This is a genomic window from Acinetobacter calcoaceticus DSM 30006 = CIP 81.8, from assembly GCF_000368965.1.
Lineage (GTDB): Bacteria > Pseudomonadota > Gammaproteobacteria > Pseudomonadales > Moraxellaceae > Acinetobacter > Acinetobacter calcoaceticus.
On the sequence record NZ_KB849779.1, the window covers coordinates 34,143 to 58,498 of the forward strand.

At 39.5% G+C, this 24,356-nt stretch carries 21 protein-coding genes and 1 rRNA gene; 13 read left to right on the top strand and 9 right to left on the bottom strand.

Going from position 1 to position 24,356, the window contains the following annotated elements:
• Positions 1–19 precede the first annotated feature (19 nt).
• A 16S ribosomal RNA gene (locus F936_RS02570) occupies positions 20–1,557 on the bottom strand.
• Between the two features lie 573 nt (positions 1,558–2,130).
• On the opposite strand from F936_RS02570, the gene F936_RS02575 reads away from it, so the two are divergent.
• The 7 genes from F936_RS02575 to F936_RS02605 all read left to right on the top strand — a co-directional run bounded on the left by F936_RS02575 (position 2,131) and on the right by F936_RS02605 (position 7,076).
• On the top strand, positions 2,131–3,009 hold the full coding sequence (locus F936_RS02575; protein WP_003655084.1) for an MlaA family lipoprotein: 879 nt from the start codon (positions 2,131–2,133) through the stop codon (positions 3,007–3,009).
• Between the two features lie 111 nt (positions 3,010–3,120).
• On the top strand, positions 3,121–4,089 hold the full coding sequence (gene gigA / locus F936_RS02580; protein WP_005044699.1) for an RsbU family protein phosphatase GigA: 969 nt from the start codon (positions 3,121–3,123) through the stop codon (positions 4,087–4,089).
• 102 nt (positions 4,090–4,191) lie between these two features.
• Positions 4,192–4,713: an anti-anti-sigma factor GigB gene (gene gigB / locus F936_RS02585; protein ID WP_002117273.1), complete on the top strand. Its 522-nt coding sequence runs from the start codon at positions 4,192–4,194 to the stop codon at positions 4,711–4,713.
• A gap of 26 nt (positions 4,714–4,739) precedes the next feature.
• The gene (locus F936_RS02590) at positions 4,740–5,564 is read left to right on the top strand and encodes a carbon-nitrogen hydrolase family protein (protein ID WP_005036753.1); all 825 of its coding nucleotides are present in this window, start codon (positions 4,740–4,742) and stop codon (positions 5,562–5,564) included.
• 14 nt (positions 5,565–5,578) lie between these two features.
• Positions 5,579–5,953 carry a DUF4951 domain-containing protein gene (locus F936_RS02595; RefSeq protein ID WP_005044702.1) on the top strand — a complete coding sequence of 125 codons (375 nt, stop codon included), beginning with the start codon at positions 5,579–5,581 and terminating at the stop codon, positions 5,951–5,953.
• 165 nt (positions 5,954–6,118) lie between these two features.
• Positions 6,119–6,556, top strand: a complete 438-nt coding sequence (locus F936_RS02600) for a MarR family winged helix-turn-helix transcriptional regulator (protein WP_005044704.1) — start codon at positions 6,119–6,121, stop codon at positions 6,554–6,556.
• An 88-nt stretch (positions 6,557–6,644) separates the two neighbouring features.
• Complete coding sequence (locus tag F936_RS02605) at positions 6,645–7,076, top strand: organic hydroperoxide resistance protein (RefSeq protein WP_003655074.1); 432 nt, start codon at positions 6,645–6,647, stop codon at positions 7,074–7,076.
• A 58-nt stretch (positions 7,077–7,134) separates the two neighbouring features.
• Here F936_RS02605 and gspE read toward each other — a convergent pair whose 3' ends face one another.
• On the bottom strand, positions 7,135–8,625 hold the full coding sequence (gspE, locus tag F936_RS02610; protein ID WP_005044706.1) for a type II secretion system ATPase GspE: 1,491 nt from the start codon (positions 8,623–8,625) through the stop codon (positions 7,135–7,137).
• A gap of 96 nt (positions 8,626–8,721) precedes the next feature.
• On the opposite strand from gspE, the gene F936_RS02615 reads away from it, so the two are divergent.
• On the top strand, positions 8,722–9,543 hold the full coding sequence (locus tag F936_RS02615) for a hypothetical protein (protein WP_003655070.1): 822 nt from the start codon (positions 8,722–8,724) through the stop codon (positions 9,541–9,543).
• 9 nt (positions 9,544–9,552) lie between these two features.
• On the top strand, positions 9,553–10,470 hold the full coding sequence (locus F936_RS02620; protein ID WP_004641276.1) for a mechanosensitive ion channel family protein: 918 nt from the start codon (positions 9,553–9,555) through the stop codon (positions 10,468–10,470).
• On the opposite strand, the gene F936_RS02625 is transcribed toward F936_RS02620, so the two are convergent.
• The gene (locus F936_RS02625; protein WP_005044707.1) at positions 10,460–13,264 is read right to left on the bottom strand and encodes a DUF2339 domain-containing protein; all 2,805 of its coding nucleotides are present in this window, start codon (positions 13,262–13,264) and stop codon (positions 10,460–10,462) included. The genes F936_RS02620 and F936_RS02625 overlap by 11 nt on opposite strands.
• Positions 13,265–13,418: 154 nt before the next feature.
• Between F936_RS02625 and polA the strand changes: the two genes are divergently transcribed.
• Positions 13,419–16,190 (top strand): DNA polymerase I, encoded by a 2,772-nt coding sequence (polA, locus tag F936_RS02630; RefSeq protein ID WP_005044708.1) that lies wholly within the window; start codon positions 13,419–13,421, stop codon positions 16,188–16,190.
• Between the two features lie 53 nt (positions 16,191–16,243).
• Here the strand turns inward: polA and F936_RS02635 are convergent, their stop codons facing one another.
• The 5 genes from F936_RS02635 to ppx are packed head-to-tail and all read right to left on the bottom strand — an operon-like array spanning position 16,244 to position 21,343.
• Positions 16,244–16,813 (bottom strand): YggT family protein, encoded by a 570-nt coding sequence (locus F936_RS02635; protein WP_003655065.1) that lies wholly within the window; start codon positions 16,811–16,813, stop codon positions 16,244–16,246.
• 21 nt (positions 16,814–16,834) lie between these two features.
• Positions 16,835–17,671, bottom strand: coding sequence for a pyrroline-5-carboxylate reductase (gene proC, locus F936_RS02640; protein ID WP_080026326.1), 837 nt, complete (start codon positions 17,669–17,671; stop codon positions 16,835–16,837).
• A complete protein-coding gene (gene tilS, locus F936_RS02645) occupies positions 17,643–19,046 on the bottom strand; it encodes a tRNA lysidine(34) synthetase TilS (protein ID WP_080595451.1) in 1,404 nt (467 codons plus the stop codon). The genes proC and tilS overlap by 29 nt, the downstream gene beginning before the upstream one ends.
• Positions 18,983–19,804: an acetyl-CoA carboxylase carboxyltransferase subunit alpha gene (locus tag F936_RS02650; RefSeq protein ID WP_003655062.1), complete on the bottom strand. Its 822-nt coding sequence runs from the start codon at positions 19,802–19,804 to the stop codon at positions 18,983–18,985. Before F936_RS02650 ends, tilS begins: the two co-directional genes overlap by 64 nt.
• Before the next feature lie 18 nt (positions 19,805–19,822).
• Positions 19,823–21,343 (bottom strand): exopolyphosphatase, encoded by a 1,521-nt coding sequence (gene ppx / locus F936_RS02655; RefSeq protein WP_003655061.1) that lies wholly within the window; start codon positions 21,341–21,343, stop codon positions 19,823–19,825.
• Positions 21,344–21,622: 279 nt separating this feature from the next.
• Between ppx and trxA the strand changes: the two genes are divergently transcribed.
• Both trxA and rho read left to right on the top strand, forming a co-directional pair.
• Positions 21,623–21,949 carry a thioredoxin gene (gene trxA, locus F936_RS02660; RefSeq protein ID WP_003655060.1) on the top strand — a complete coding sequence of 109 codons (327 nt, stop codon included), beginning with the start codon at positions 21,623–21,625 and terminating at the stop codon, positions 21,947–21,949.
• A 322-nt stretch (positions 21,950–22,271) separates the two neighbouring features.
• Positions 22,272–23,540, top strand: a complete 1,269-nt coding sequence (gene rho / locus F936_RS02665) for a transcription termination factor Rho (RefSeq protein ID WP_003655059.1) — start codon at positions 22,272–22,274, stop codon at positions 23,538–23,540.
• 164 nt (positions 23,541–23,704) lie between these two features.
• Here rho and F936_RS18565 read toward each other — a convergent pair whose 3' ends face one another.
• Positions 23,705–23,857, bottom strand: a complete 153-nt coding sequence (locus tag F936_RS18565) for a hypothetical protein (RefSeq protein ID WP_080595450.1) — start codon at positions 23,855–23,857, stop codon at positions 23,705–23,707.
• Between the two features lie 94 nt (positions 23,858–23,951).
• On the opposite strand from F936_RS18565, the gene F936_RS02670 reads away from it, so the two are divergent.
• Positions 23,952–24,191: a hypothetical protein gene (locus tag F936_RS02670; RefSeq protein WP_005044712.1), complete on the top strand. Its 240-nt coding sequence runs from the start codon at positions 23,952–23,954 to the stop codon at positions 24,189–24,191.
• Positions 24,192–24,356 lie beyond the last annotated feature (165 nt).

Sequence of the window (24,356 nt, forward strand, 5' to 3'; positions counted from 1 at the left end):
CCAATCGTCAATCTTTCGTTAAGGAGGTGATCCAGCCGCAGGTTCCCCTACGGCTACCTTGTTACGACTTCACCCCAGTCATCGGCCACACCGTGGTAAGCGTCCTCCTTGCGGTTAGACTACCTACTTCTGGTGCAACAAACTCCCATGGTGTGACGGGCGGTGTGTACAAGGCCCGGGAACGTATTCACCGCGGCATTCTGATCCGCGATTACTAGCGATTCCGACTTCATGGAGTCGAGTTGCAGACTCCAATCCGGACTACGATCGGCTTTTTGAGATTAGCATCCTATCGCTAGGTAGCAACCCTTTGTACCGACCATTGTAGCACGTGTGTAGCCCTGGCCGTAAGGGCCATGATGACTTGACGTCGTCCCCGCCTTCCTCCAGTTTGTCACTGGCAGTATCCTTAAAGTTCCCGACATTACTCGCTGGCAAATAAGGAAAAGGGTTGCGCTCGTTGCGGGACTTAACCCAACATCTCACGACACGAGCTGACGACAGCCATGCAGCACCTGTATGTAAGTTCCCGAAGGCACCAATCCATCTCTGGAAAGTTCTTACTATGTCAAGGCCAGGTAAGGTTCTTCGCGTTGCATCGAATTAAACCACATGCTCCACCGCTTGTGCGGGCCCCCGTCAATTCATTTGAGTTTTAGTCTTGCGACCGTACTCCCCAGGCGGTCTACTTATCGCGTTAGCTGCGCCACTAAAGCCTCAAAGGCCCCAACGGCTAGTAGACATCGTTTACGGCATGGACTACCAGGGTATCTAATCCTGTTTGCTCCCCATGCTTTCGCACCTCAGCGTCAGTGTTAGGCCAGATGGCTGCCTTCGCCATCGGTATTCCTCCAGATCTCTACGCATTTCACCGCTACACCTGGAATTCTACCATCCTCTCCCACACTCTAGCTAACCAGTATCGAATGCAATTCCCAAGTTAAGCTCGGGGATTTCACATTTGACTTAATTAGCCGCCTACGCGCGCTTTACGCCCAGTAAATCCGATTAACGCTTGCACCCTCTGTATTACCGCGGCTGCTGGCACAGAGTTAGCCGGTGCTTATTCTGCGAGTAACGTCCACTATCTGAAGGTATTAACTTCAGTAGCCTCCTCCTCGCTTAAAGTGCTTTACAACCATAAGGCCTTCTTCACACACGCGGCATGGCTGGATCAGGCTTGCGCCCATTGTCCAATATTCCCCACTGCTGCCTCCCGTAGGAGTCTGGGCCGTGTCTCAGTCCCAGTGTGGCGGATCATCCTCTCAGACCCGCTACAGATCGTCGCCTTGGTAGGCCTTTACCCCACCAACTAGCTAATCCGACTTAGGCTCATCTATTAGCGCAAGGTCCGAAGATCCCCTGCTTTCTCCCGTAGGACGTATGCGGTATTAGCATTCCTTTCGAAATGTTGTCCCCCACTAATAGGCAGATTCCTAAGCATTACTCACCCGTCCGCCGCTAAGTGATAGTGCAAGCACCATCACTCCGCTCGACTTGCATGTGTTAAGCCTGCCGCCAGCGTTCAATCTGAGCCATGATCAAACTCTTCAGTTAAAAATCATTTTGCACCTTATTAAAGACAAGGTGCCAATTCTGGCTCATCAATTTTCTGACTTAAATTTCGCTCAAATAAACTTCGAGTAATTTAAACCAATCAATCAATGATAATATTTCGATCAATCAATCAGTAAAAATCCACACAAGTTGTTCTTCATAATCTCTTAATGATCTTCTTACTGGTTCGTCACCAGCAAGCTAGGTCGGCTATATTACTCTTAATCTCTTAAAAGTCAACAGGTAATTTCGATATTTTTAAAACTTATTCTCAAAACCAACTTCTCATCAAATCCACTGCCTAAAGCAATCAACTCAATTCCAAGTAACTGTTTTTCAACAAGTTTCTATCTGCATCACCGCCGATGGATGTGCATTATAGACTATTAAATTCCCTTGGCAATACCTTTTTTAAATTAATATGATCGTATGATTATTTTTTAGCCTTTTTAGCATATTATCTATATTATTTGATCAATTTTACATTGATAATAGGTCATCGATTTTGTATTAAAACATATCTCCACCCAACTGCACATTAAGTATTAGCCTGGCTGGTGGTTAAGGAATTATATGAATTATTCTAATTTAATTTTATTAAGCGTGTTATCTGTAGGTGTTTGTACCTCTATATATGCTAAAGAAAACACGATAAGTGAATCTCCTAATGCTAACTCATCAGCAGAAGTTGGATCTCATCACCCTCGATCACAAATTATTAATGATTTAAAAAATATTAAAGTTAAAGATTTAAAAATTAATGCAAATGCAGCACAACCAGATTTAGTTAAAGATCCTTTGCAGTCATTGAACCGTCCAATTTATTCTTTTAATGACATGTTGGACCGAAACTTTTTGCGTCCTGTTGCTGTTCAATATAGAGAAAAGACCCCAGAAGATGTACGTGGCTCTTATCGCCAGTTCCGTAAAAATCTTGGTGAACCATGGAATGCTGTTAATCAGCTTATTCAAGGTCGCCCAAGTCGTGCAGCAAAAACTTTAGGTCGATTTACAATTAATACCTTAACTACTCTTGGTTTGGCAGACCCAGCCAGCCGCTTAGGTTTACCAACTGAGGAAGAGAATTTTGGTGTAACCCTTGGTTATTATGGTGTGCCTTCTGGTCCATTCCTTATGCTACCTTTCTTTGGGCCGAGTACTTTACGTGATGGTTTTGGTTTGGCAGTAGATGCCCAAGCTCGTCCACAAAAATATGTTATGGATGATCAAGACGGTATTTATTGGTCGAGTAACTTATTACAAGCTGTTGATACCCGTGCTCAATATTTGGACTTGGATCAAACCTTACAGGGTGATCAATACGCTATGATTCGAGACTTATACCTCCAACGTAAAGCATTCCAGATTGCAGAGAAAAAGGGCGACTCGGCTGATGTATCTTTTATTGATGATGACTCAGAAGATACACCGGATGAGAATCAAAACCCTTAAAAGATGAAATCAAGGTATTGCTTGGATTGAGAGTTCGGCAATACCTTGATTTTGATGATACATACTCTATGATGAATAAAGTGATCATATAAAAGGACTACCATATCTTCTATGTATTTTATTAAACCGACACGCTCTATCCCTTATTTAGAGCAAGCTTTGGATAAACTACCAGGCTTACAAGTCATTAACATAGATGATTTAGACTTATATGATCCAACCATCATTGCAATTGCAGATGTACAAGATTTCCTGACTTTTAAGTGGAATTTACCGACTATTGTAATTGCCTTTGAAAATGAAGGTGGCGCTTTAGCTCATGCATGGGAAGCAGGTGCTCTTGCAGGTTGGGTATGGAATCAACTACCTAACGATTTAAACAAAGCCTTATCAAGAATTGATGCTCAATATAAGCGTAATCAAGATAGCCGTGACTTACCTTCGGCTGCTGAATTGCAAAAACGATTATTACCAAACCCCATCGATTTATTAAATTATGAAGTCGAAACTTTCTTTCAGCCTTCGGCTTATCTTTCCGGTGATTGGTATGACTATTGGAAATTAAATGATAAAGAAGTTTTATTTTATCTTGCCGATGTTTCAGGTCATGGTGTAACGAGTAGTTTGTTAACATCATGGATGGCAGCTTTCCATGGTCGATCTAAAACCCCAAGACAATTAATTAAAAAATTAAACGGGATGTTAGTTCAAGAAAATATTGAAAAGCACATTACGATTGTTGTGGGTATTTTAAATCTTGAAACACACACTCTTCGTTGGTCAAGTGCCGGGCATTACCCCCCTCCTATCATTTTTGAGCCCAATCAAGCACCTAAAATTCTAACAACGAGCAGTTTTCCGCTAGGTTTAACGGATGAGTTGGAAGTTGAAGAGCATATTTGTACACTAAATCGCCATGCACGCTTCATTGTTTGCTCAGATGGAGCCCTCGAACCCTTTGATGGTGGTTTGAATGATCAGTTCCAACAATTGGTCCATCATTTGCAAAATCAATCATTTCAAGCACCCGATCATGTGGCCGATGATATTGCCATCTTCAGTCTTTGCCGAATGAATTAATTTACGAATCAATTAATTACATAATATACGACCTAAGGACTCTTGAGTCTGAGATGGCACTATGTGATAATTTTTCTATCCTTCTCTGAAAATGGCATTTATATGTCAACAGGTCATGTTGAATATGCAAGCTTAAATGGAACGCATATTTTCAAACTTATTGGTGAAGTGCGAGCCCATTCTTGTATAAGTCTAGACAAACTTTTAAACAGAATTGAACAGCAAGAGAATGTTGTTGGTGCAATCGTTGATTTAACCCAAACAACATTTATTGATAGTACTGTATTAGGTATCTTAGCTAAGCTAGGTTTAAAGCTGAAACAGACTCATCATATTCAAGCTGTGATGCTATCTACCAATCCAGATATCACAACCTTAGCCAACAGTATGGGGCTAGGGCAGGTTTTTGTCATTTTGAATTATTGTGGTGATCCTAATGTTTGTACGTTAACGTTAACAGATGAACAAATCACTCATAATGCAATGCTAAGAACTGTTCTGGATGCACATAAGACATTGATGAAACTCAATGCAAACAATCAGAATATGTTTGAGCCACTAGTGAAGCAGTTACAGAAAGAACAAGATACGCTTGAACAGGTATCGGATAAGCAAAATGCCTGATTTTCACGATTAAGCCGGATTAGAATATGACTCTTGTTTCTGTTGCTCAAATGAACTCTCAAGATGATATTGAAAATAACTTTCAAGTCATTGAGTCTTTGATTCAACAAAGCAAGGCGCAAAATGCTAGCCTGATTGTTTTCCCTGAAAACTTTGTATGTTTTGCTGCTGGAAAACAACGTGAAACTGCTGAGCAATTTGAATCTATTCAACAAAGGCTTGAGCAACTAGCACATCAATATCAAATCTGGATTGTGGCTGGAACCTTACCATGTCCATTCCGTCCAGATGGATCTACGATTCAAGATGGTCGCGTCCGAACCGTTAGTCTCTGTATCAGCCCTGAGCGTACAGAAGCACGTTATGACAAGATCCATTTATTTGATGTACAAGTTGGTGATGCGGTCGGTGGTTATCAAGAGTCTCGTTTCTTTGAACCGGGAACAGACGTAGTAGTCACATCTACCCCTTTTGGCAATATTGGCTTAATGGTATGTTATGACTTACGTTTTCCAGAGCTTGCTCTAACGCTAAGACAACAAGGCGCTCATCTTCTTACTGCTCCTGCTGCATTTACCTATACAACTGGGCAAATGCATTGGCAACTTCTGCTACAGGCTCGGGCAATGGATAGCCAATGTTATGTTTTAGGTGCAGCACAACAGGGCTGGCATGGTGAAAAACGACAAACCTGGGGACACTCGGGGGCAACAGATAGTCGTGGTCAAATTTTAAGTATGATTGGATATGAAGGGAATGGTTTAATCACTGTACCTTTTGATTTAACAGCACAAGATCTCGTCCGCTCTTCAATGCCTCTAATGACACACCGTAAATTGATTCACTATTAAAAGTTTAATTATTCATGTGGAAATACTTATTTAGCTTTTTTTGCTTGGGGGCAAATATTCATTGTTATGCAGAGTTTGGCACAACGAATCATTTCGTTTTACCAACCGCACAACTCAAATCAGATATTCTTCCCTCTACTCCTAAAGATATTCCTTTGCCTGCATTTGGCCAAAGAATAATTGGATGGGGAACTGGCGCAGAAGGCGCAAGACAACGTTTAGAAAATATTCAACCAGCAGATGTTTCTATGATTAAAAAACAAGGAACAACACTTGAAATGATTACTGCTTGGCAAAATTTTTATGAACAAGAGCAACAACGTAGTGTAAATAATCCTACTGCTAAATATCGTGCACGTTTAATGAAAAAAATTGCAGATCTATGGTAGACAATTTTATCTAAAAGATTTTTATCTTATGGAATAATTGATTTAATTATTCCATTTTTTATGCGCCTTAATTTACTTTATTCATAACCTATTCTTATGAACATTTAAGAAACTGAATAGAACGCGATATACTACAAAAGCAATATTAGTTTCTTTGAGGAATATATGGACCAAGACTGTAAAAATTTAAAGCTTGAGAATCAACTATGTTTCCTCGTCTATTCAACAAATTTAGCTCTTAATCAGCTCTACCGAAAACTCCTAACGCCTTTGGGTATTACTTATCCTCAATATTTGGTGATGTTAGTTTTATGGGAACAGGATGAGGTTACTGTTTCAGAAATTGGTGCCAAGCTTTTTTTAGAATCATCAACTCTCACCCCTATTCTGAAAAAATTAGAAGCCCTACATTTTCTTCACCGCACTCGCTCAACGCAAGATGAACGCCAAGTTATTATTACGCTAAGCGGTGAAGGAAAAAAGTTAAAAGATCAGGCAATGAATATTCCAGCCGAAGTATTAGATGCAAGTTCATGTGATATGACAACGCTACTAGACCTAAAAGATCAACTTACTAAACTCCGTACAAACCTAGTCAAATAAACAGCAATTTTTTCAAAAAATATACTTGTCAAAATAATTAAGTCGTGTACGATATATTTGTGTTCAATTTATTTTAGGAATAAAAACGATGTCATTAGAAAAAGTTGTTTATCGCGCAAAAGCTAAAGCAACCGGTGGTCGTGATGGCCGCGCAACCTCATCAGACGGTGTATTAGATGTACAACTTGGCGTACCTAAAGAAATGGGTGGTGCTGGTGGTGCTGTAACAAATCCTGAGCAATTATTTGCAGCTGGTTATTCAGCATGCTTTTTAGGCGCTTTAAAATTTGTTGCAAACCGCGATAAATTTAATATTAGCAAAGATGCGTATGTAGAAGGCGAAGTAGGTATTGGTCCAATTCCTACAGGTTTTAGTATTGAAGTAACTTTAAATGTTTACTTGGTTGGCATGGATCGTGAAGAAGCTGAAAAGTTAGTTGCAGCAGCTCATATCGTTTGCCCATATTCAAATGCAACTCGCAATAATATTGATGTGAACTTTAATATTGTGACTGAGTAATTTTTCAAGTTTTAAAAATGCCCGAATCATATCGGGCATTTTTATTGCACGTTACAAATTATACTTCACTTGCTTCATTGGTTACTCGAAGCACTTCTTCGAGTGTAGTTTTACCTGTAAGTACTTTGCGTAAACCATCATCACGAATAGAGCCAGAGTACTGACGAGCATGATTTTCTAATTCATATTCAGCCGCATTTCCGTGAATCTGACGGCGCATAGAATCATCAACAGGCACGATTTCATAAATAGCCGTACGCCCATTAAAACCTAAATGTGAACAATGATCACACCCTTGAGCCTGTGGTAACTTCAACATAGACTCACTATGAATATGCTGAAATACCTGTCTTTCGAAAGTATCTGCTTCACGCCATGTCATACAATGTTGACATAGGGTACGAACCAAACGTTGAGCAATCACTCCAATTAAAGAGCTCGATAATAAGAATGGCTCAATCCCCATATCTTTAAGTCGGGTGACGGCACCAATAGCTGTATTGGTGTGCAGTGTAGATAAAACCAAATGACCTGTTAATGATGCCTGTACTGCAATTTCAGCAGTTTCTAAATCACGAATCTCACCAACCATGACCACATCTGGATCTTGACGTAGCATTGCTTTTAGAGCGCGGGCAAAAGTCATATCCACTTTAGTATTGACCTGTGTCTGCCCAATACCTTCAAGTTGATATTCAATCGGATCTTCAGCTGTCAAAATGTTACGTGTATTGTCGTTTAGATCCGATAAGGCTGCATACAAGGTCGTCGTTTTCCCCGAGCCTGTAGGACCTGTTACTAAAATAATGCCATGGGGACGATGTACGAGTTGAGTTAAACGCTCATAGTCATTTGCCATCAGACCCAAATGGATCATATTAAGACGACCAGCTTGTTTATCAAGCAAACGCATTACTACCCTTTCACCATGTGATGAAGGTAAAGTCGAAACACGGACATCCACTTCACGTCCTGCAAGACGTAAAGAAATACGACCATCTTGCGGTACACGCTTTTCTGCAATATCGAGTTTTGCCATGACTTTAATACGTGAAACCAGCAAAGGCGCCAACTCACGGCGTGGTTGTACAATTTCACGTAATTGACCATCTACACGTAATCGTACAGATAATTTCTTTTCAAAAGCTTCAATATGAATATCAGAAGCTCCTACCCGTATTGCTTCTGAAAGTAGCGCATTAATAAGACGAACAATTGGGGCATCATCTTCTTGGTCCATCAGATCTTCTGTTTCTGGAACCTGATCAGCCAAGCTTAATAAATCAGGATGATCTTCTAAACCTGCTGCAACTTCTTGTGACTCCCCTGTATCTCGCGCATAACTTGTACTAAGCAGTGCATTAAATTCTTGTTCAGTGCATAACTGATAGTGTGCTGGTTTTCCTAAAATTCGTCTTGCTTCCTGCAATGCAATTTTTTCAGTATTTTGACGTCTAATAATAAATACTTGATCACCGTCATAACGAAATAAAACACCATGACGCTTGGCAAAACTATATGGAACTTGTATTTGTTTCAATATTTGCATCACAATTTATAATGATGAGTAAGATGATTTTGAGTGTACTCTAAGCAGATTACAGCGTGAAGTCTGTTTAACAACTCGGTAGAGGAATTTTACGTCTTGTTTGAAAATAATGAATATCAGCCTCGCCCCCAGAATTCTTTAAAATGGTGGGGAGAACAGCGCTTTGAAATCAATCAGTCGAAAGCATGGCAATTTGGTTCAATGCTTTTTCGTCTAACTCGCGGTATAAAAGAATGGCGTATCGAATATTATCGTCCATCTCTTCAAGACGATAATGAGCAAGATTGGCACCCAATCGCAGATCCGAATTTTGCCTTTCCGCATACTGTTCAAGTAGAACGCTACATGTTTCGGAAAACTAATCCAGAATTTCTACTGATGCCACGTCTGGCAGATCGTTCCGTAGTAATTAAACCCGTTGACCCTATCTACATTCCAGCGGGACAACGCGGAACTCTTTATATTAGTACACCGCTATGGATTGCAGGTTTAGTCGAAAGTCAGCACGAGCCTTTGTTTGAAATTCCTCTAATTCAGCCCAAAGATACATGGTTTGGTCCAAATGCCCAGCAAGGCGAAATCTGTTATGCCACTTCAGTAGATGGGCGTACCGATTTGAACCTGTTAACACCCCGTGCGTTTCGTGCTGTTACTCCAATTGATTTTCACAATACCAGTAATCATCAATTGCGTTTTGACCGCATGAATGTACCAGTTACCGCCCTACCTCTTTTTTATAGTGAAAGTACAGGGCGTTTATGGACATCTCAAATTAAAGTTTTCTATGAAGGCTCTGACCGTCCTGCACGCATTCGTATTGAAAACCGAACTCCCCCTCTAGCTGGCGAAGTGACTTATGTTCACCCACCGCGTTCACCTGGTGGAGCACTATTTAATATGTTTGATTCATTCTTTTAAGAGGTTTATATGGCTGATTCAAATATTCCTAAAGATATCGCTGATAGCCTCAAAAGTATATTTACCAATATCAATACCGAGCGTATTAGTGAAATTTTAGTCGCTGTTGTGCTTTGCTTTATTGGTTTTGTTCTTGCACGTATTATTTCAAATACGTTTATTAGAACTATTGGCTCACGTTTTAATGCCCATCAACGCCTTGTGTGGCGTCGTGGTATTTTTTATTTTATTTTCTTACTCTTCATTATGACGAGTTTAAAAGAAGCTGGTTTTAAACTGAGCGTATTCCTTGGTGCCGCAGGGATACTAACCGTAGCACTTGGTTTCGCATCGCAAACGTCTGCCAGTAACTTAATCAGTGGTTTATTTTTGATTGGCGAAGGTTCGTTTGAAGTCGGTGATACGATCCAGATTACCCTCATTCGTGGAAATACGATTGAAGGTGAAGTGATCTCAATCGACTTACTCTCTGTAAAATTACTTACACTCGACAATGTTTATATTCGTCTGCCAAACGAACAGCTTATTCGCGCGCCTGTACACAACTTATCTAAATACCCAATACGACGTATTCCAATTACACTCGCAATTAACTTCCATGAAGACATCATAAAAGTTCGCGAAGTTCTACTTAATGTAGCAGCTCATTATCCGCTTGTGCTAGATGACCCAAAGCCTGCTGTTACGGTTACGGCCTTTCGTGAATCATCAATTGAACTTTTATTTGCAATGTGGTGTAGACAAGAAAACTCTTTAAAAGTCCGAGATGAGATGCAAGAAAGAATTCGAAATGGATTTTTAGATAATCAGATTGAAATTCCTGTTCCTAAAATGGGTTTGATTGATCGACCACCTACTGTTTTTAGTGAAGATGATATCGATCAATATAGTAATCAAAATGAATTAAAACGAGAGCCTAAAGCTTAGGCTCTTCATTTTTTTGTACAGAGGATGACGGTGGTAATGGTGCAAGATAAGCAATAATTAGCATTACCCCACCCGCCCCAATAAATGAAATGACTCGAGTTAATGTCGCACTTTGCGATAGATCAAGCAAAATTAGTTTTAATACTACAATTCCTAAAAGCGCAGCACCCACAAACCACAATTGACGAATCATTTTTCGACTCGAGAATGTGGTTAAAACGAATGCCAAGATGACCCAAAGCAATGTCAAACTTAACTGCACTAGACCATTTGTCCAAATTGCAGCGCTCCAGAGTGGCGTCGCCCAATAATGGTGCAAACCTCTAACCACCACACTACTGAATACTAATAATCCCACTAGAATTGTTGTAATTTTAAAAGTCCATTCAAGCGATTTATCTTGATCAAAAGCATGTTGATAGATCATAAAGAGAAGACCTGCAAATACTGCAATTGAAAGGAAATCAGTTAAGTTAAACAAAGGAACAAAATAAAGGTACTCGGCAGAATGGATATCGACACTCACCACAAGCAACCAAAGTAGGCTTAAACACCACACCGGAATTTGATGTAACAAAGCAGTTTTATGGGACTTATATGCCCAGAGTGAATAAACTACGGGTACAAAAGCCAAAGCCACAATTGGCATTTGTGGAAAGATCGCCAGCCCCACCATTGCTAATGCTAACCAGCCTAAACCAGCCCATACTTTTAGATATCCAGACTGACCTGACTGCGGTTGAGCCATAATAAATAAGACACTAAGAGCAATTGCAGCAACAAGGAAAGTGCCCAGTTGCAATATACTCGGCCATTTAAACATGGTGAATACTTGGCTGGAAAAGACCTCACCAAAAATTAACAACAGTAACAGGCTAACTAAAATTAACTGCAAACTTTGCCATTGCACACGCAATTTATAGTGCACGACTAAACTAAATATTGCTATTAGAGCTATAGCAATCATCAAGTATGGACTCAAACCATGATGGTGCCATGCCATTATTTCTACACCCGCTACAGCACCTGCATACATCCCTAAACATAAGAAAATACCGCTAAACATGCTGGCACTAAAATAGTGTTGCTCTTTGCTGTTGTACTGCAACAAATAGAAGGCTGAAATAAATTGAGCAATTGCATAAATGCTTGTGCTTAGAGTCGGGAACTCTGCATTCGCCCAAATCTGATAAAACAGTGCAAGAGAGCTGAGTAAGACTAAAACTACACCAATATATCGGCTTAAACGGTAGCGCTCAGTTACTCCCCATACAATGAGGGCCGTACCTTGAGCTACCCAACCAATCGCAGTCCAATGTGCCCCTTTCGCAAGTGGAAAGATTAAAGCAAAGAATGCAACGGCAAGAATGAAAAAGCTTTTTGCAAGTACGGAAAGTTGAGGATGACTCTTTTTGATCCAGAAAGTTAATACGGCATACGTACCAGCCAAAACAGCAGCACCAATCGTCAACGCTTGTGTAGACTCATGTACTAAATAGGCATGTAGTGTAAAACCTAATACTGGAACACTAAAAATAAGACCAACATCCAACAAAGGGGGCAAGCGAATCCCTTCTTGTTTTTCATGCTCTGAAACCCGGGCTATATTTTGGCTATAACGTACACTTAACCAAATAAACAACGCAAGATGCAGCCATAAAATCCAGTCCAATGTGTCAAATTTTGCTGGCTCTGCATAAAATGCGATTGCAGTACCACCAATAAACATCGTGGCAAAGAAAGCAATCTGATTTAAGATTTTCCAAGGCTGAATAAAATTAACGGCGGCAATCGCAAGATTAATAACAAGGTAATAACTAAATAGAAAAACTACATCAGGGCGATATTGCGGAATAACTAAAGGGGCAGCATAAGCCATACCCAATGCTAAAATCGCTAAATAAATCGCCTGTTGATTTAAACTTAAAAATACAGTGATTGCTAATAAAATAGTAAATAAGATGCTAGCTGTAGTTAAGTTGGCAATCACACCAAAATGATGCGAGAACACAAGTGTTAGGAACACAACTGCTAGCCCTACACCTTGCAATGCCACAGCAAAAAGTTGATTTTTCTTTTGTAAGGTATATCCAAATACCGTTAATACACTTCCAGCAATAGCGATAAATCCAAGTTTCACACCTAAACTCAGCTGCCAGTGTTCACTTGCAAAACGCAGTAATAACACTACCCCAACCATGAGCACAGCAACAGCAACTCTTAAAATTGGATTGCCATGTACCATCCAATCTATTGCAGGTTGCCACCATGCAGTTTGTACAGGAGCTAGATTTTCTTTTTGATCTAAAGTGTTCGTTTCAGGTAGAGCTGGCTTGATCATATTGCTTGGATCAATTGGCTCTAGTACGGGTGTTACAGCATCTGTATTTACAACTTCATTTACATAAACGGTTTGTTTTGCTGACTCGAGATACAACAGTCGAGTATGAAATGCACTAATCGTTTGGACCAAACATAACAATAAAACTAGTAATGCACCGCCAGCAATCCACATCCAATGATTCATATAAGCAACTAATGCAACCAAGGCAGCCGTATAAATCACTGTTGTTTGCATACGAATAGAATAAAGAGAAGTTGCTTGATGAGAAAACTGTTGTTCTAAATGTGTCAAACGCTGATGCAGATTTGACAATAACTGAACTAGTACTACCACGAGTGCAATAGATAAAGCAGCAACAGCACTCTGGAATTTAAAACCAATTGATATGGCTAAAAACAAAGTCAAAGCGATCAAAACAATGATCATTCCCTGTTTGTCTTTTTTATACATGGGCTTAGCAATATCACACCTTCATTACATGTCATCTTACTTTAAGCAAATACAAGCGTATATTTATACATACAAAATACTGCAAAAATCATAAATCTGCATTCATATCCGTTTTCACGTAAAATACCCGTAATTCAGATTAAGGAATTGTTCAATGCCACCATTTGTCTTGGTTGATGGGTCCTATTTTTTATTTCGTGCATATCATGCATTACCACCATTGACGACCTCTACAGGGTTACATACCAATGCAATACGTGGAGCAATTTCTGCGATTCAAAAATTGATGCGTCGTATGCAACCTACGCATATGGCTGTAATTTTTGATACCCCCGAACCAACCTTCCGTCATAAGCTTTCACCGATCTATAAAGGTGACCGCCCGAGCATGCCCGAAGAGTTGTCTCAACAAATTCCATATTTACATGCATTGATTAAAGCTCAAGGTATTCCTTTATATAGTCTCCCTGGCGCGGAAGCAGATGACATTATCGGTACACTTGCTAAACGTGCCGTACTCGAAGGCCATCATGTTCTCATCTCGACTGGAGATAAAGACATGGCTCAATTAGTTAATGATCATGTAAAGTTAGAAGATAGCTTTAAAGATCGCGTAATGGACACCGACGGTGTATTTGAGAAGTTTGGAGTTTGGCCAAATCAGATTATCGACTACTTGACTCTGATGGGTGATGCATCTGACGGTATTATGGGTGTACCGGGTGTAGGCGCAAAGACAGCAGCCAAGTTACTGACTGAATATGGCACTCTGGACAATATCATTGCCAATGCAGATCAACTTAAAGGCAAGATTAGCCAGAATATCAAAGATAATTTAGACAATATTAAGCTTGATCATCAGTTAGCAAGCATTGTGTGCGATCTTCCTTTAGAACTCGATTGGCATGAATTAAAGCTTATCGACCCAAATGTTGATGCTTTACGCAACCTATATACTGAGCTTGAATTTAGAAATCAGTTACAGTCGCTTGATCATCCAAATAATCCGAACAGCTCAAGTTATAAACAACAAGTTTCACAGGTCGTAGTTCAAGATGAAGTTAAACCGGCTGACTCTATAGAAACTGAAGATCAGGCAAGCTTAACCAGTCAAGATGACCAACTTGGAACCGCCAATTACCACACCGTTTTAACTCAAGAAGCATGGGATCAACTCTGGCAACGGATGCAAAATGCCGATCATTTTGCCATTGATACAGAAACCACGAGTCTTGACTATCGTATTGCTGAAATGGTCGGTTTTTCAATCGCATTTGATGCACAAGATGCTTATTATGTTCCTTTAGCACATACCTATGAAAATGCTCCACAGCAACTGAACCGTGAGCAAATTCTGGCTCAAATTAAGCCTGTATTAGAAAATAAAGCGGTTAAAAAAATTGGTCATCATCTTAAATATGATGCACACATTTTTGCAAACCACGGAATTGAGTTAAAAGGCTGGTATTTCGATACCATGTTGGCATCTTACGTATTGAATGCGGCAGCGACTCGTCATGGAATGGATGATGTTGCTCGTGTCTACTTAAGTCACTTAACAACAACTTTTGAGCAAATTGCCGGCAAAGGTGCAAAGCAGAAAACATTTAATCAAATTGAGATTGAAGTCGCTGCCCACTATGCAGCAGAAGATGCGCATGTCACCTATCGTTTGTATGAAGTACTTTCAAATAAACTTAAGCCATTCCCTGAGTTAGAAAATATTTTATATAACATCGAAATGCCAGTTGCCCGAATTTTATCAGGCATGGAAGAAGATGGCATTCGTTTAGATCATGCATTCCTAGATAACTTAAGTGTTGAATTTGCAAAAACTATGGAAGGTCTTGAAAATCAGGCCATGGAAATTGCGGATGAAACTTTTAATATTGCTTCACCTAAACAAGTAGGCGAAATACTATTTGATAAATTAGGAATCAAAGGTGGTAAAAAAACCGCAACTGGGCAATACAGTACAAGCGAAAGTGTTTTAGAAAAAATTGAGCATCCTTTAGCAGAAATTATTTTAGAACATCGCGGATTGGCAAAGCTAAAGAGTACTTATACGGACCGTTTAGTTGAGCAGTCTCATAACGATACGCATCGTGTACATACGAGCTATCATCAAGCTTTAACAGCAACAGGCCGCCTATCCTCTTCTGACCCTAACTTACAAAATATTCCAATTCGTAGACAAATTGGTCGTCAGATTCGTAAAGCATTCATTGCACCAGAAGGCCGAGTTCTATTGGCTGCCGATTACTCGCAAATTGAATTACGTTTAATGGCACATTTTTCTCAAGATGATGCGTTAGTACATGCGTTCCAGCACGGACAAGATGTTCACCGTCGTACTGCTGCCGAAGTATTGGGTATTGCAATTGAAGATGTGACTAATGACCAACGTCGTCAAGCCAAAGCAGTAAACTTTGGTCTACTTTATGGTATGTCTGAGTTTGGTTTAATTCGTCAATTAGGCTTCACACGTCAAGAGTCGCAAAATTATATTAAGCAATATTTCCAACGTTATCCAGGCATCTATGAATATATGCAACGCACACGTCAAGTTGCATCAGAGCAAGGATTTGTTGAAACCATTTTAGGTCGTCGTCTTTATACGCCTGATATTGATGCACGAAATGTGATGGTGCGTAAAGCTGCCGAACGTGCCGCGATCAATGCACCTTTACAAGGTAGTGCAGCTGATATCATTAAACTTGCGATGATTGAAGTAGATAAAATTCTGCCAAAAGATCAAGCAAAGTTACTTCTTCAAGTACACGATGAATTAGTTTTTGAAGCCGATCAAAACATTGCTGAAGAACTTTCCAAACAAATCGCAAAAGTCATGGAATCAGTTGTAGAAATTTCTGTGCCTTTAGTGGTTGAGGTAGGACAAGGTCTAAACTGGGATGATGCTCATTAATTAACAGAAATAAAAAAGGGCTGTGAAATACAGCCCTTTTTTATTGAATCAGCTTAAAGACCAGTTAAAAGAACTTTAGCAACTTCATTCATTAAAATTTCGGCAATATAGAGTGCCAAAAAAGCCAAAATTGGCGACAAGTCAATCATTCCCATATTAGGCAATAAACGACGGAATGGCGCGAGTAATGGTTCAGCCAAATCTTGAATCACCTCAATATAAGGTGAACGCGATTGAGTGAACATAACAACCCAACTCAAAATGATTGTTGCGAAAATTAAATAACGGCAGAAACGAATCAAGTCCTGAATCATGGTTACAAATGTCAGAATCAGTAAATGAATCGGACTATTTGGCATAGAGCCAGAAAGATACATCACACCGAAAATTTTCAGTAAATACAATGTAATTAAAAGAACCAACGCAGCCAAATTAAATCGGCCTTTTGCGACCGTCGGAAAAATTCGGCCAAAAATATCAACAATCTTAGTCGCTTTTACGGTCGATAAAACCACAGGATTATAAGGACTTACTGCCGCTAATTGCATTAAAAAACGGAAAAAGACCAATAAAATCGCGACATTAATTAAAATTCCAAAAATTAGCGCAGAATTTGCACCCATAGTTGTCTTATCCTATTTAAGCTATTTCGCACTGTCACTCAATTCTTGAGCCAATTCTTGGCTACGCTTCTGAGCAGCAGCCAATGCAGATTGAATATTTTGGGAGATTTGTGCACGGTCAAAAACTTCAAGTGCAGCTTGTGTTGTACCATTTGGCGATGTCACATTCTTACGAAGTTCAGATGGAGTATTTGAACTGGTAATTGCCATTTGAGCTGCACCTAACGCCGTTTGAAGAGTCAAAGCGGTTGCAACTTTTTCATCTAGTCCTAAATTTTTACCCGCACGGATCATACTTTCCATGAGATAGAAAAAATATGCAGGACCTGAGCCAGAAACTGCCGTTACCGCATCAATTTGAGCTTCGGAGTTTACCCAAATTGTTAAGCCTGTGGCTGCTAAAATCTGACTTGTTAATTCACGATCCGAAGTACCCACTACATCATTTGCATAGATACCATGCGCGCCAGTTTGAACCAGAGCTGGTGTATTTGGCATAACTCGCACAATTCGATCGCTATCAATTAAATTTGATATTGTTTGAATTTCAGCACCAGCAATAATTGAAATGACCAACTTATCTGATAACAGACCTTTCAAAGGACGTAAAACAGTCGCCAGAACTTGGGGTTTTACCGCCAGTACAACAACATCAGCATTTTGAATTGCAGCCACGTTATCTTGTGTTACGTGGACTTCTTTCTCTTGTAATAATTGACGGATCTGTTCAACAGGATCTGAAACTGTAATACGTGTCGGTGGTAAACCTCTTGAAACCAGCCCGCCAATTAAAGCTTGGGCCATATTACCGCCACCAATAAAACAGATATTACAATTTACTGCACTTGCCATAACCATATTCGCCATTTACCAGATTACAAGAATGAGAAATTAAATCTGGTTGCCATCCTCCTTGCTCACAATACGGAGACTGAGCCAACCAAAATCCTTTCGGTGTAAAAACCCCAAGCATAACATTATCTATGACTAATATTTGAATTGTATGACGAAGCCAAGGCAAAATATGTGCTTCTTGAATTGCTTTTTTTAATGGCCATTGACCAATACGGCCATATAAATGGACTTTTTCCCCACCTTGACGTCGAATTATTCTCAATTTTTCATTTAATAAAGATGAAGCCAAACCGATTTTTTTTTGTTTAATCTGAAAATTTCCTGAAGCGTAATGCACTATTTCTCCCATTTGGAAATGATGCTCCGATTCAGCTTCAACTGGACTTAATGTTTCAGCAAGAAAAGCCTGCTTACTCAATCTATAAAGATGGTGTTGATAACGGACATAGTAAAACTGATTCCAGTGTAATGCCGCTTGTGCATCAGACTTTGAATCAATCACTTCATTTTTTAAGCGCTCGACCATTTCAAAAGCAGGTCGATATTGCCCATTACCTTTCATCCAAACCGAAAGCAACTGGCGCTGACGGGCAGCCGATAAATCTAACAATTTAGTTAAGTCCAAACACTCAGCGGTACCACAATGCTTTAAATCGACTATCAAAACTTCTTCTAAAATTTCAGAAGCATCTTGCATCAAATAACTGGTTCGACTAAGTGCTTGCTGCATTTTAGGAAAGCGGTTTTGTAAAAAAGGCCAAAGTTCCTCACGCGACCATGCTCGATCATAGTGAATATCATAATTTGTAGGGTCATTTACATACTCAATTTCAAGTTGAGTAGTCCAATCGGCAATTTGCTCACGAGTTAAATCTAAAAAAGGACGCCAAATTGTCATGTCTACACGGTAATCAATAGATTGCATTGCAGCTAATCCATCAACACCTGCACCCGACAACAACCTCAACATTACTGTTTCAGCCTGATCTTGTTGATGATGAGCAAGTAATAAAATTTCGTTGGGTTGTAAATGCTGTCGATAAGCTTGATAACGTACTTGACGTGCTTGAGCTTCCAAATTACCTTCGGTAACTTGAACTTTTTGAATAATATAAGGAATATCTAAGCGAGTAGCTTGTTTAGTAACGAGTTTCCCCCATTCTGCACTTTGTGATTGCAGTTGGTGATCGATATAAATCGCTCGGATCTTTTGAGGGAAAATTTGAGACATCAAATGTAGTAGCAGCATTGAATCCATGCCGCCACTACATCCAATAAGAAAAGAACTATTTTCTGAAAACAGTTGAGCCTGCTTTAAGACATTATGCCTAAATTTGCGCTGCCAAACTTCATTAAACGTTGATAACGTGCTTCGCATCGTTCATTTGCATCCAGTGGTAGCAATTCATCCAAAGCTTGCTTCAAAACTACTTTTAGGTTTTGCATGACTTGCTCAGGGTCTAAATGTGCCCCTTCGCCTTCATCTACTACATATTCAACAATACCTAGAGATTGTAATTTGTCTGCTGTCAAACCTAAAGCTTCACTCGCTTGAGCCGCTTTTTCAGCAGTTTTCCATAAAATAGATGCGCAGCCTTCTGGTGAAATCACAGAATAAATACTGTGGGATAACATAATTACTCTGTCAGCCACACCAATACCTAAAGCACCACCAGAACCACCTTCACCCAGTACTGTTGCAACAACAGGAACTTTCAAACGTGAAAGTTGAGCAAGGCTAGTTGCAATTGCTTCGGCTTGTCCACGCTCTTCAGCACCAACACCCGGGTAAGCACCCATAGTATCAATAAACGTGAAAACCGGAAGATTAAAACGCTCAGCCATATCTAATAGGCGTTGAGATTTGCGGTAACCTTCAGGGTTAGCCATACCGAAGTTATGCTTTAATTTTTCACGGGTACTACGACCACGGTGTTGTCCAATGACCATCACAGGTTGACCGTCAAAACGAGCAAGACCACCTACCATCGCACCATCGTCACCAAACAAACGATCACCATGCAAGGCGTCAAACTCTGTAAAGATTTCACCGACATAATCTAGAAACTGCGGACGTTCAGGATGACGTGCAATTTGAACCGTTGTCCAAGCTTTGGACTGAGTAGATTTTTTCATAGGTCGAATATTATCCCTTTAATCGATAAATTTTTCCGACTGAATATTCAATTCAATGTCCCAATGCTTAAACTGCTCTTGCTCATCATGCAAGTCGGCAACTAACAATGGCCATTGTTTGGCATCACCAGAAACACTAAGCTGCCATTGTTGATCATTTATGATGGTCAGTTCAATGGCAGGAAGCATCTGATCACTTCGGCTATGGTTGAGTAAAACTGCTAGGCGAAGCAATAAACTTAAGTAAAGTAATTTATGACCACCAGCCTTCAAAATTTCGTTTTTTACATCATTTCGTAATTTACGACGATGATGAGCAACTAAATGTGAAAGATGATTTTGATCAATTTGCGAGAAACCCGGAATATCAGAATGCTGTAATAAATAAGCACCATGGCGATGATAACCACCATGACTAATTGCTAAACCAATTTCATGTAAATAAGCTGACCGACGCAGTAAGTCACTGTCTTCACTCGTTAAATTAAGAGATTTAGCAACACCATCAAATAATTGTTGTGCTGTCTTAACAACACGTTCTGCTTGTTTAGGGTCAGCATTATAACGGCCCATTAGAGCTTGTACACTGCGGTCGCGAATATCTTCATGTTTAAATCGACCTAATAGGTCATACATAACACCTTCGCGTAATGCACCATCAGAATATGCCAAACGATCAATTTCTAGAACTTCAAAAACTGCGTACAAAATTGCCAATCCGGCTGGCAAAACTGCTCGTCGATCCTCTCTTAATCCTTCAAAATCAATTTCAGAAACATTTTTAAACTTAAGTAATTTATCTTTGAGTTTGTATAACCCTTCTCGAGTGACATTTTCTTGTTCATCACTTAAGCCCATATTAACCATAATTTGGCGACAGGCTTTAATCGTTCCACTCGAACCAACGACAGTATCCCACCCTTCCATTTTATAAGTCGTTGCTATAGCAGAAAGTTCTTTACGGGCAGCAACTACGGCCTTATCAAATGATTTTTGGGTAATTTCCCCATCAGAAAAGTAAGCTGTTGTATAGGCCACACAGCCCATTTGTAATGACTCGGTATAAATCGGTTCAAACTCTTCACCGATAATAAATTCGGTAGAACCACCACCAATATCAACAACTAAGCGACGTCCACCATTGGCCATGGTATGCGATACGCCCAAATAGATCAGACGAGCTTCTTCTCGCCCTGCAATAATTTCAATAGGTTTAGGTAAAATTTCTGCAGCTTTTTGAATAAATTCATGACCATTTTTTGCCTGACGCAAGGCATTAGTAGCCACAATTCGTAAACGATTAGGTTGAACAGAACTCAATCTTCCAACAAAACGCGCTAGACATGCCAAACCACGTTGCTGAGCGGCTTCTGTTAAATTTTTATTCTCATCTAAACCAGCTGCAAGCTGTACTTTTTCTGACATCGAAGCAACTTTTTTAACTTCACCGTGATCTACCCGTGCAATTGCAAGGTGAAAGCTGTTCGACCCCATATCTATGGCGGCAAGTAATTCTTCATCAATCAGAAAGTCAGACATTATTGAACTAAACCCATAACAATTCACGCCTAGAGTAATTCACAAGAATGCAATTGAAAAGCCATTTTCATCAACAATTAACTGTCATTTATATTTTTCTATTTATGAGTTGATTGTACAAGTCGATGATGAATATCGTGAGCATCCATTAGACAAATTTAGTTAAGCCTTGAATAATAGCATCAAACCCTTACATTGAACTAAGTAGCTATGTAATACTGATAGAGATAATTTTCTCCTGTAGTAATAGCACTTTTTTCTAAAAATTGGAGCCGTACCATGTCTGCGACTATTGTAAATACAACTGATGATAACTTCCAAGCAGATGTTCTAGACGCTGAAACACCTGTACTTGTTGACTTCTGGGCAGGTTGGTGTGCACCTTGTAAAGCAATTGCACCTGTTCTTGAAGACTTATCAAGTGAATATGCTGGTAAAGTAAAAATTGTTAAAGTTGATGTGACTTCTTGCGAAGATATTGCGGTGAAATACAATATCCGAAATATTCCTGCTTTATTACTTTTCAAAAATGGTGAAGTCGTAGCTCAACAAATTGGCGCTGTACCTCGCTCTAAACTTGTTAGCTTTATTGATGAAAATGTTTAAGTCAAAATGCTAAGAATGAAAATACGCTATACTTTTTTATAGCGTATTTTTTTCGGCTATAAATTGACAAATTAACTCAGCTGGCTTATATTACATGCTCAAGAGGCACTGAAGGGAATCATCTTCGTCCGGCTTCTTACAAGACACAAACATAAAGATCGCCACTCGGCAACAGAAATTGTTTTTTCACATTTTTCTTCGAAACAATCAATCAGACTTCTGAATTGTTATTGTGTAAATACAATTGCGATAATCTTTTTTGTATGCGAGCGATTTTTCTTCTTTTTAAACCACACTCTACTCTTTCCTAATTCTGACCCTTATGAATTTAACTGAACTCAAGAAAAAACCAATTGGTGAATTAATTAAAATTGCTGAATTTATGGGCCTGGAAGGTATGGCTCGTAACCGAAAGCAAGATATTATCTTTGCCATTTTGAAACGCCATGCAATGAATGGCGAAGAAATTTTTGGTGATGGCGTTCTTGAAATTCTCTCTGATGGTTTTGGTTTTTTGCGCTCTGCCGCAGGTTCGTATTTAGCAGGTCCGGATGATATTTATGTGAGTCCCTCACAAATCCGACGCTTTAACTTGCGTACAGGCGATACCATCACAGGTACTATTCGCCCTCCAAAAGAAGGTGAGCGTTATTTTGCGTTGCTCAAAGTTAACCAGATTAACTATGACACGCCAGAAAATTCTCGAAATAAAATTCTATTTGAAAATTTAACCCCCCTTTTCCCAACCGAACAATTGGTTATGGAACTAGGTAATGGTACGACAGAAGACTTAACTTCTCGTGTGGTTGACTTAGTTGCGCCAATTGGTAAAGGTCAACGTTCTATTATTGTTGCACCGCCAAAAGCGGGTAAAACAATGTTACTTCAAAATATTGCTCAATCTATTGTTAGAAACAATCCTGAAGTATTCCTGATTGTTCTATTAATTGACGAGCGTCCAGAAGAAGTAACTGAAATGGAACGTACTGTTCGCGGTGAAGTCATTGCTTCAACCTTCGATGAAGCTCCTGCTCGCCACGTACAAGTTGCAGAAATGGTGATTGAAAAAGCAAAACGTCTTGTTGAACATAAAAAAGACGTTGTGATTCTGCTTGACTCTATTACCCGTTTAGCACGTGCATATAACACTGTCATTCCTTCATCAGGTAAAGTATTAACTGGTGGTGTAGATGCTCACGCATTAGAGCGCCCTAAACGCTTCTTCGGTGCTGCACGTAATATTGAAGAAGGTGGATCTCTTACGATCATCTCAACTGCTTTGATTGAAACAGGCAGTAAAATGGATGACGTAATTTATGAAGAATTCAAAGGTACAGGTAACCAAGAGATTACTCTTGATCGCCGTATTGCTGAAAAACGCGTCTTCCCTGCCATGAATATTAAGAAATCTGGCACCCGTCGTGAAGAACGCTTAATGGATGATGATAACTTACGTAAAGTATGGATCCTCCGTAAGCTTCTTCATCCTATGGATGAGTTAGCGGCAATGGAATTCTTACTTGATCGCATGAAAGAAACTAAAACAAATGATGATTTCTTCGATCAAATGAAACGTAAAGCTTCAACTTAATCGATTAATCTTCAATAAAAAGCCGCTCTTTTGAGTGGCTTTTTATTTGGTTGACAAGCTTTACACAAAAATACATTTTGCAGTTTTTTATGTAAAATTATTTATAAGATTTTGATAATAAATATTTTTGAATTAAAAAAATTAAGTTTTTTAGTGGTTTACCCCTACCTTTCCCAATGTACTCGGGCTAATTGATTGTTTTTTTCTGTTAAGAAACAGACTTTTTTTCTCTTTTTCATACGTTTTTTTGACAGATGGCAGTAGTATTTCAGCATTTGCAGTGATAGCATAGCGGCAGACCAGTTAGACTGCTCCATGCGTTGTTACCTAGCTACGTTTTAGGAATAATAAAAGCAAAACAGTCCAACTTAGGTTTTTTTAATCTCAAATCTTTTTTGTGAGAGTGATGCCATGTTATTCAAAAAATTTGCTGTTGCTGCTGCTGTAGCTGCTACTTTAGCTTTCGTTGGTTGTTCTAAGAAAGAAGAAGCTCCTGCTGCTGCTTCTGAAGCTGTAGCTGCTGCTTCTGAAGCTACTACTGCTGCTTCTGAAGCTGCTACTGCTGTAGATGCTGCTGCTTCTGACGTTGCTGCTGCTGCTTCTAACGTTGCTGCTGCTGCTTCTGACGTTGCTGCTTCTGCTGCACACTAATCTATATTCTAGATTAGATAAAAAAGAGGACATTATGTCCTCTTTTTTTATGCCTAAATTTTAAGTTCTAACAATCCCTTCGCTTACAATACCAACCCAAAGCGGCACATCATTAAAGTTAAATAAGATTATATAAAGCCATTTAAAATATAAATAAAAAAAGCA

Excerpts from the sequence above, each read along its gene's own strand:
- F936_RS02575 (WP_003655084.1), top strand. The coding sequence starts at position 2,131 with ATGAATTATTCTAATTTAATTTTATTAAGCGTGTTATCTGTAGGTGTT.
- gigA (WP_005044699.1), top strand. The coding sequence starts at position 3,121 with ATGTATTTTATTAAACCGACACGCTCTATCCCTTATTTAGAGCAAGCT.
- gigB (WP_002117273.1), top strand. The coding sequence starts at position 4,192 with ATGTCAACAGGTCATGTTGAATATGCAAGCTTAAATGGAACGCATATT.
- F936_RS02590 (WP_005036753.1), top strand. The coding sequence starts at position 4,740 with ATGACTCTTGTTTCTGTTGCTCAAATGAACTCTCAAGATGATATTGAA.
- F936_RS02595 (WP_005044702.1), top strand. The coding sequence starts at position 5,579 with ATGTGGAAATACTTATTTAGCTTTTTTTGCTTGGGGGCAAATATTCAT.
- F936_RS02600 (WP_005044704.1), top strand. The coding sequence starts at position 6,119 with ATGGACCAAGACTGTAAAAATTTAAAGCTTGAGAATCAACTATGTTTC.
- F936_RS02605 (WP_003655074.1), top strand. The coding sequence starts at position 6,645 with ATGTCATTAGAAAAAGTTGTTTATCGCGCAAAAGCTAAAGCAACCGGT.
- gspE (WP_005044706.1), bottom strand. The coding sequence starts at position 8,625 with ATGCAAATATTGAAACAAATACAAGTTCCATATAGTTTTGCCAAGCGT.
- F936_RS02620 (WP_004641276.1), top strand. The coding sequence starts at position 9,553 with ATGGCTGATTCAAATATTCCTAAAGATATCGCTGATAGCCTCAAAAGT.
- F936_RS02625 (WP_005044707.1), bottom strand. The coding sequence starts at position 13,264 with ATGTATAAAAAAGACAAACAGGGAATGATCATTGTTTTGATCGCTTTG.
- polA (WP_005044708.1), top strand. The coding sequence starts at position 13,419 with ATGCCACCATTTGTCTTGGTTGATGGGTCCTATTTTTTATTTCGTGCA.
- F936_RS02635 (WP_003655065.1), bottom strand. The coding sequence starts at position 16,813 with ATGGGTGCAAATTCTGCGCTAATTTTTGGAATTTTAATTAATGTCGCG.
- proC (WP_080026326.1), bottom strand. The coding sequence starts at position 17,671 with ATGGTTATGGCAAGTGCAGTAAATTGTAATATCTGTTTTATTGGTGGC.
- tilS (WP_080595451.1), bottom strand. The coding sequence starts at position 19,046 with ATGCGAAGCACGTTATCAACGTTTAATGAAGTTTGGCAGCGCAAATTT.
- F936_RS02650 (WP_003655062.1), bottom strand. The coding sequence starts at position 19,804 with ATGAAAAAATCTACTCAGTCCAAAGCTTGGACAACGGTTCAAATTGCA.
- ppx (WP_003655061.1), bottom strand. The coding sequence starts at position 21,343 with ATGTCTGACTTTCTGATTGATGAAGAATTACTTGCCGCCATAGATATG.
- trxA (WP_003655060.1), top strand. The coding sequence starts at position 21,623 with ATGTCTGCGACTATTGTAAATACAACTGATGATAACTTCCAAGCAGAT.
- rho (WP_003655059.1), top strand. The coding sequence starts at position 22,272 with ATGAATTTAACTGAACTCAAGAAAAAACCAATTGGTGAATTAATTAAA.
- F936_RS18565 (WP_080595450.1), bottom strand. The coding sequence starts at position 23,857 with ATGGAGCAGTCTAACTGGTCTGCCGCTATGCTATCACTGCAAATGCTG.
- F936_RS02670 (WP_005044712.1), top strand. The coding sequence starts at position 23,952 with ATGTTATTCAAAAAATTTGCTGTTGCTGCTGCTGTAGCTGCTACTTTA.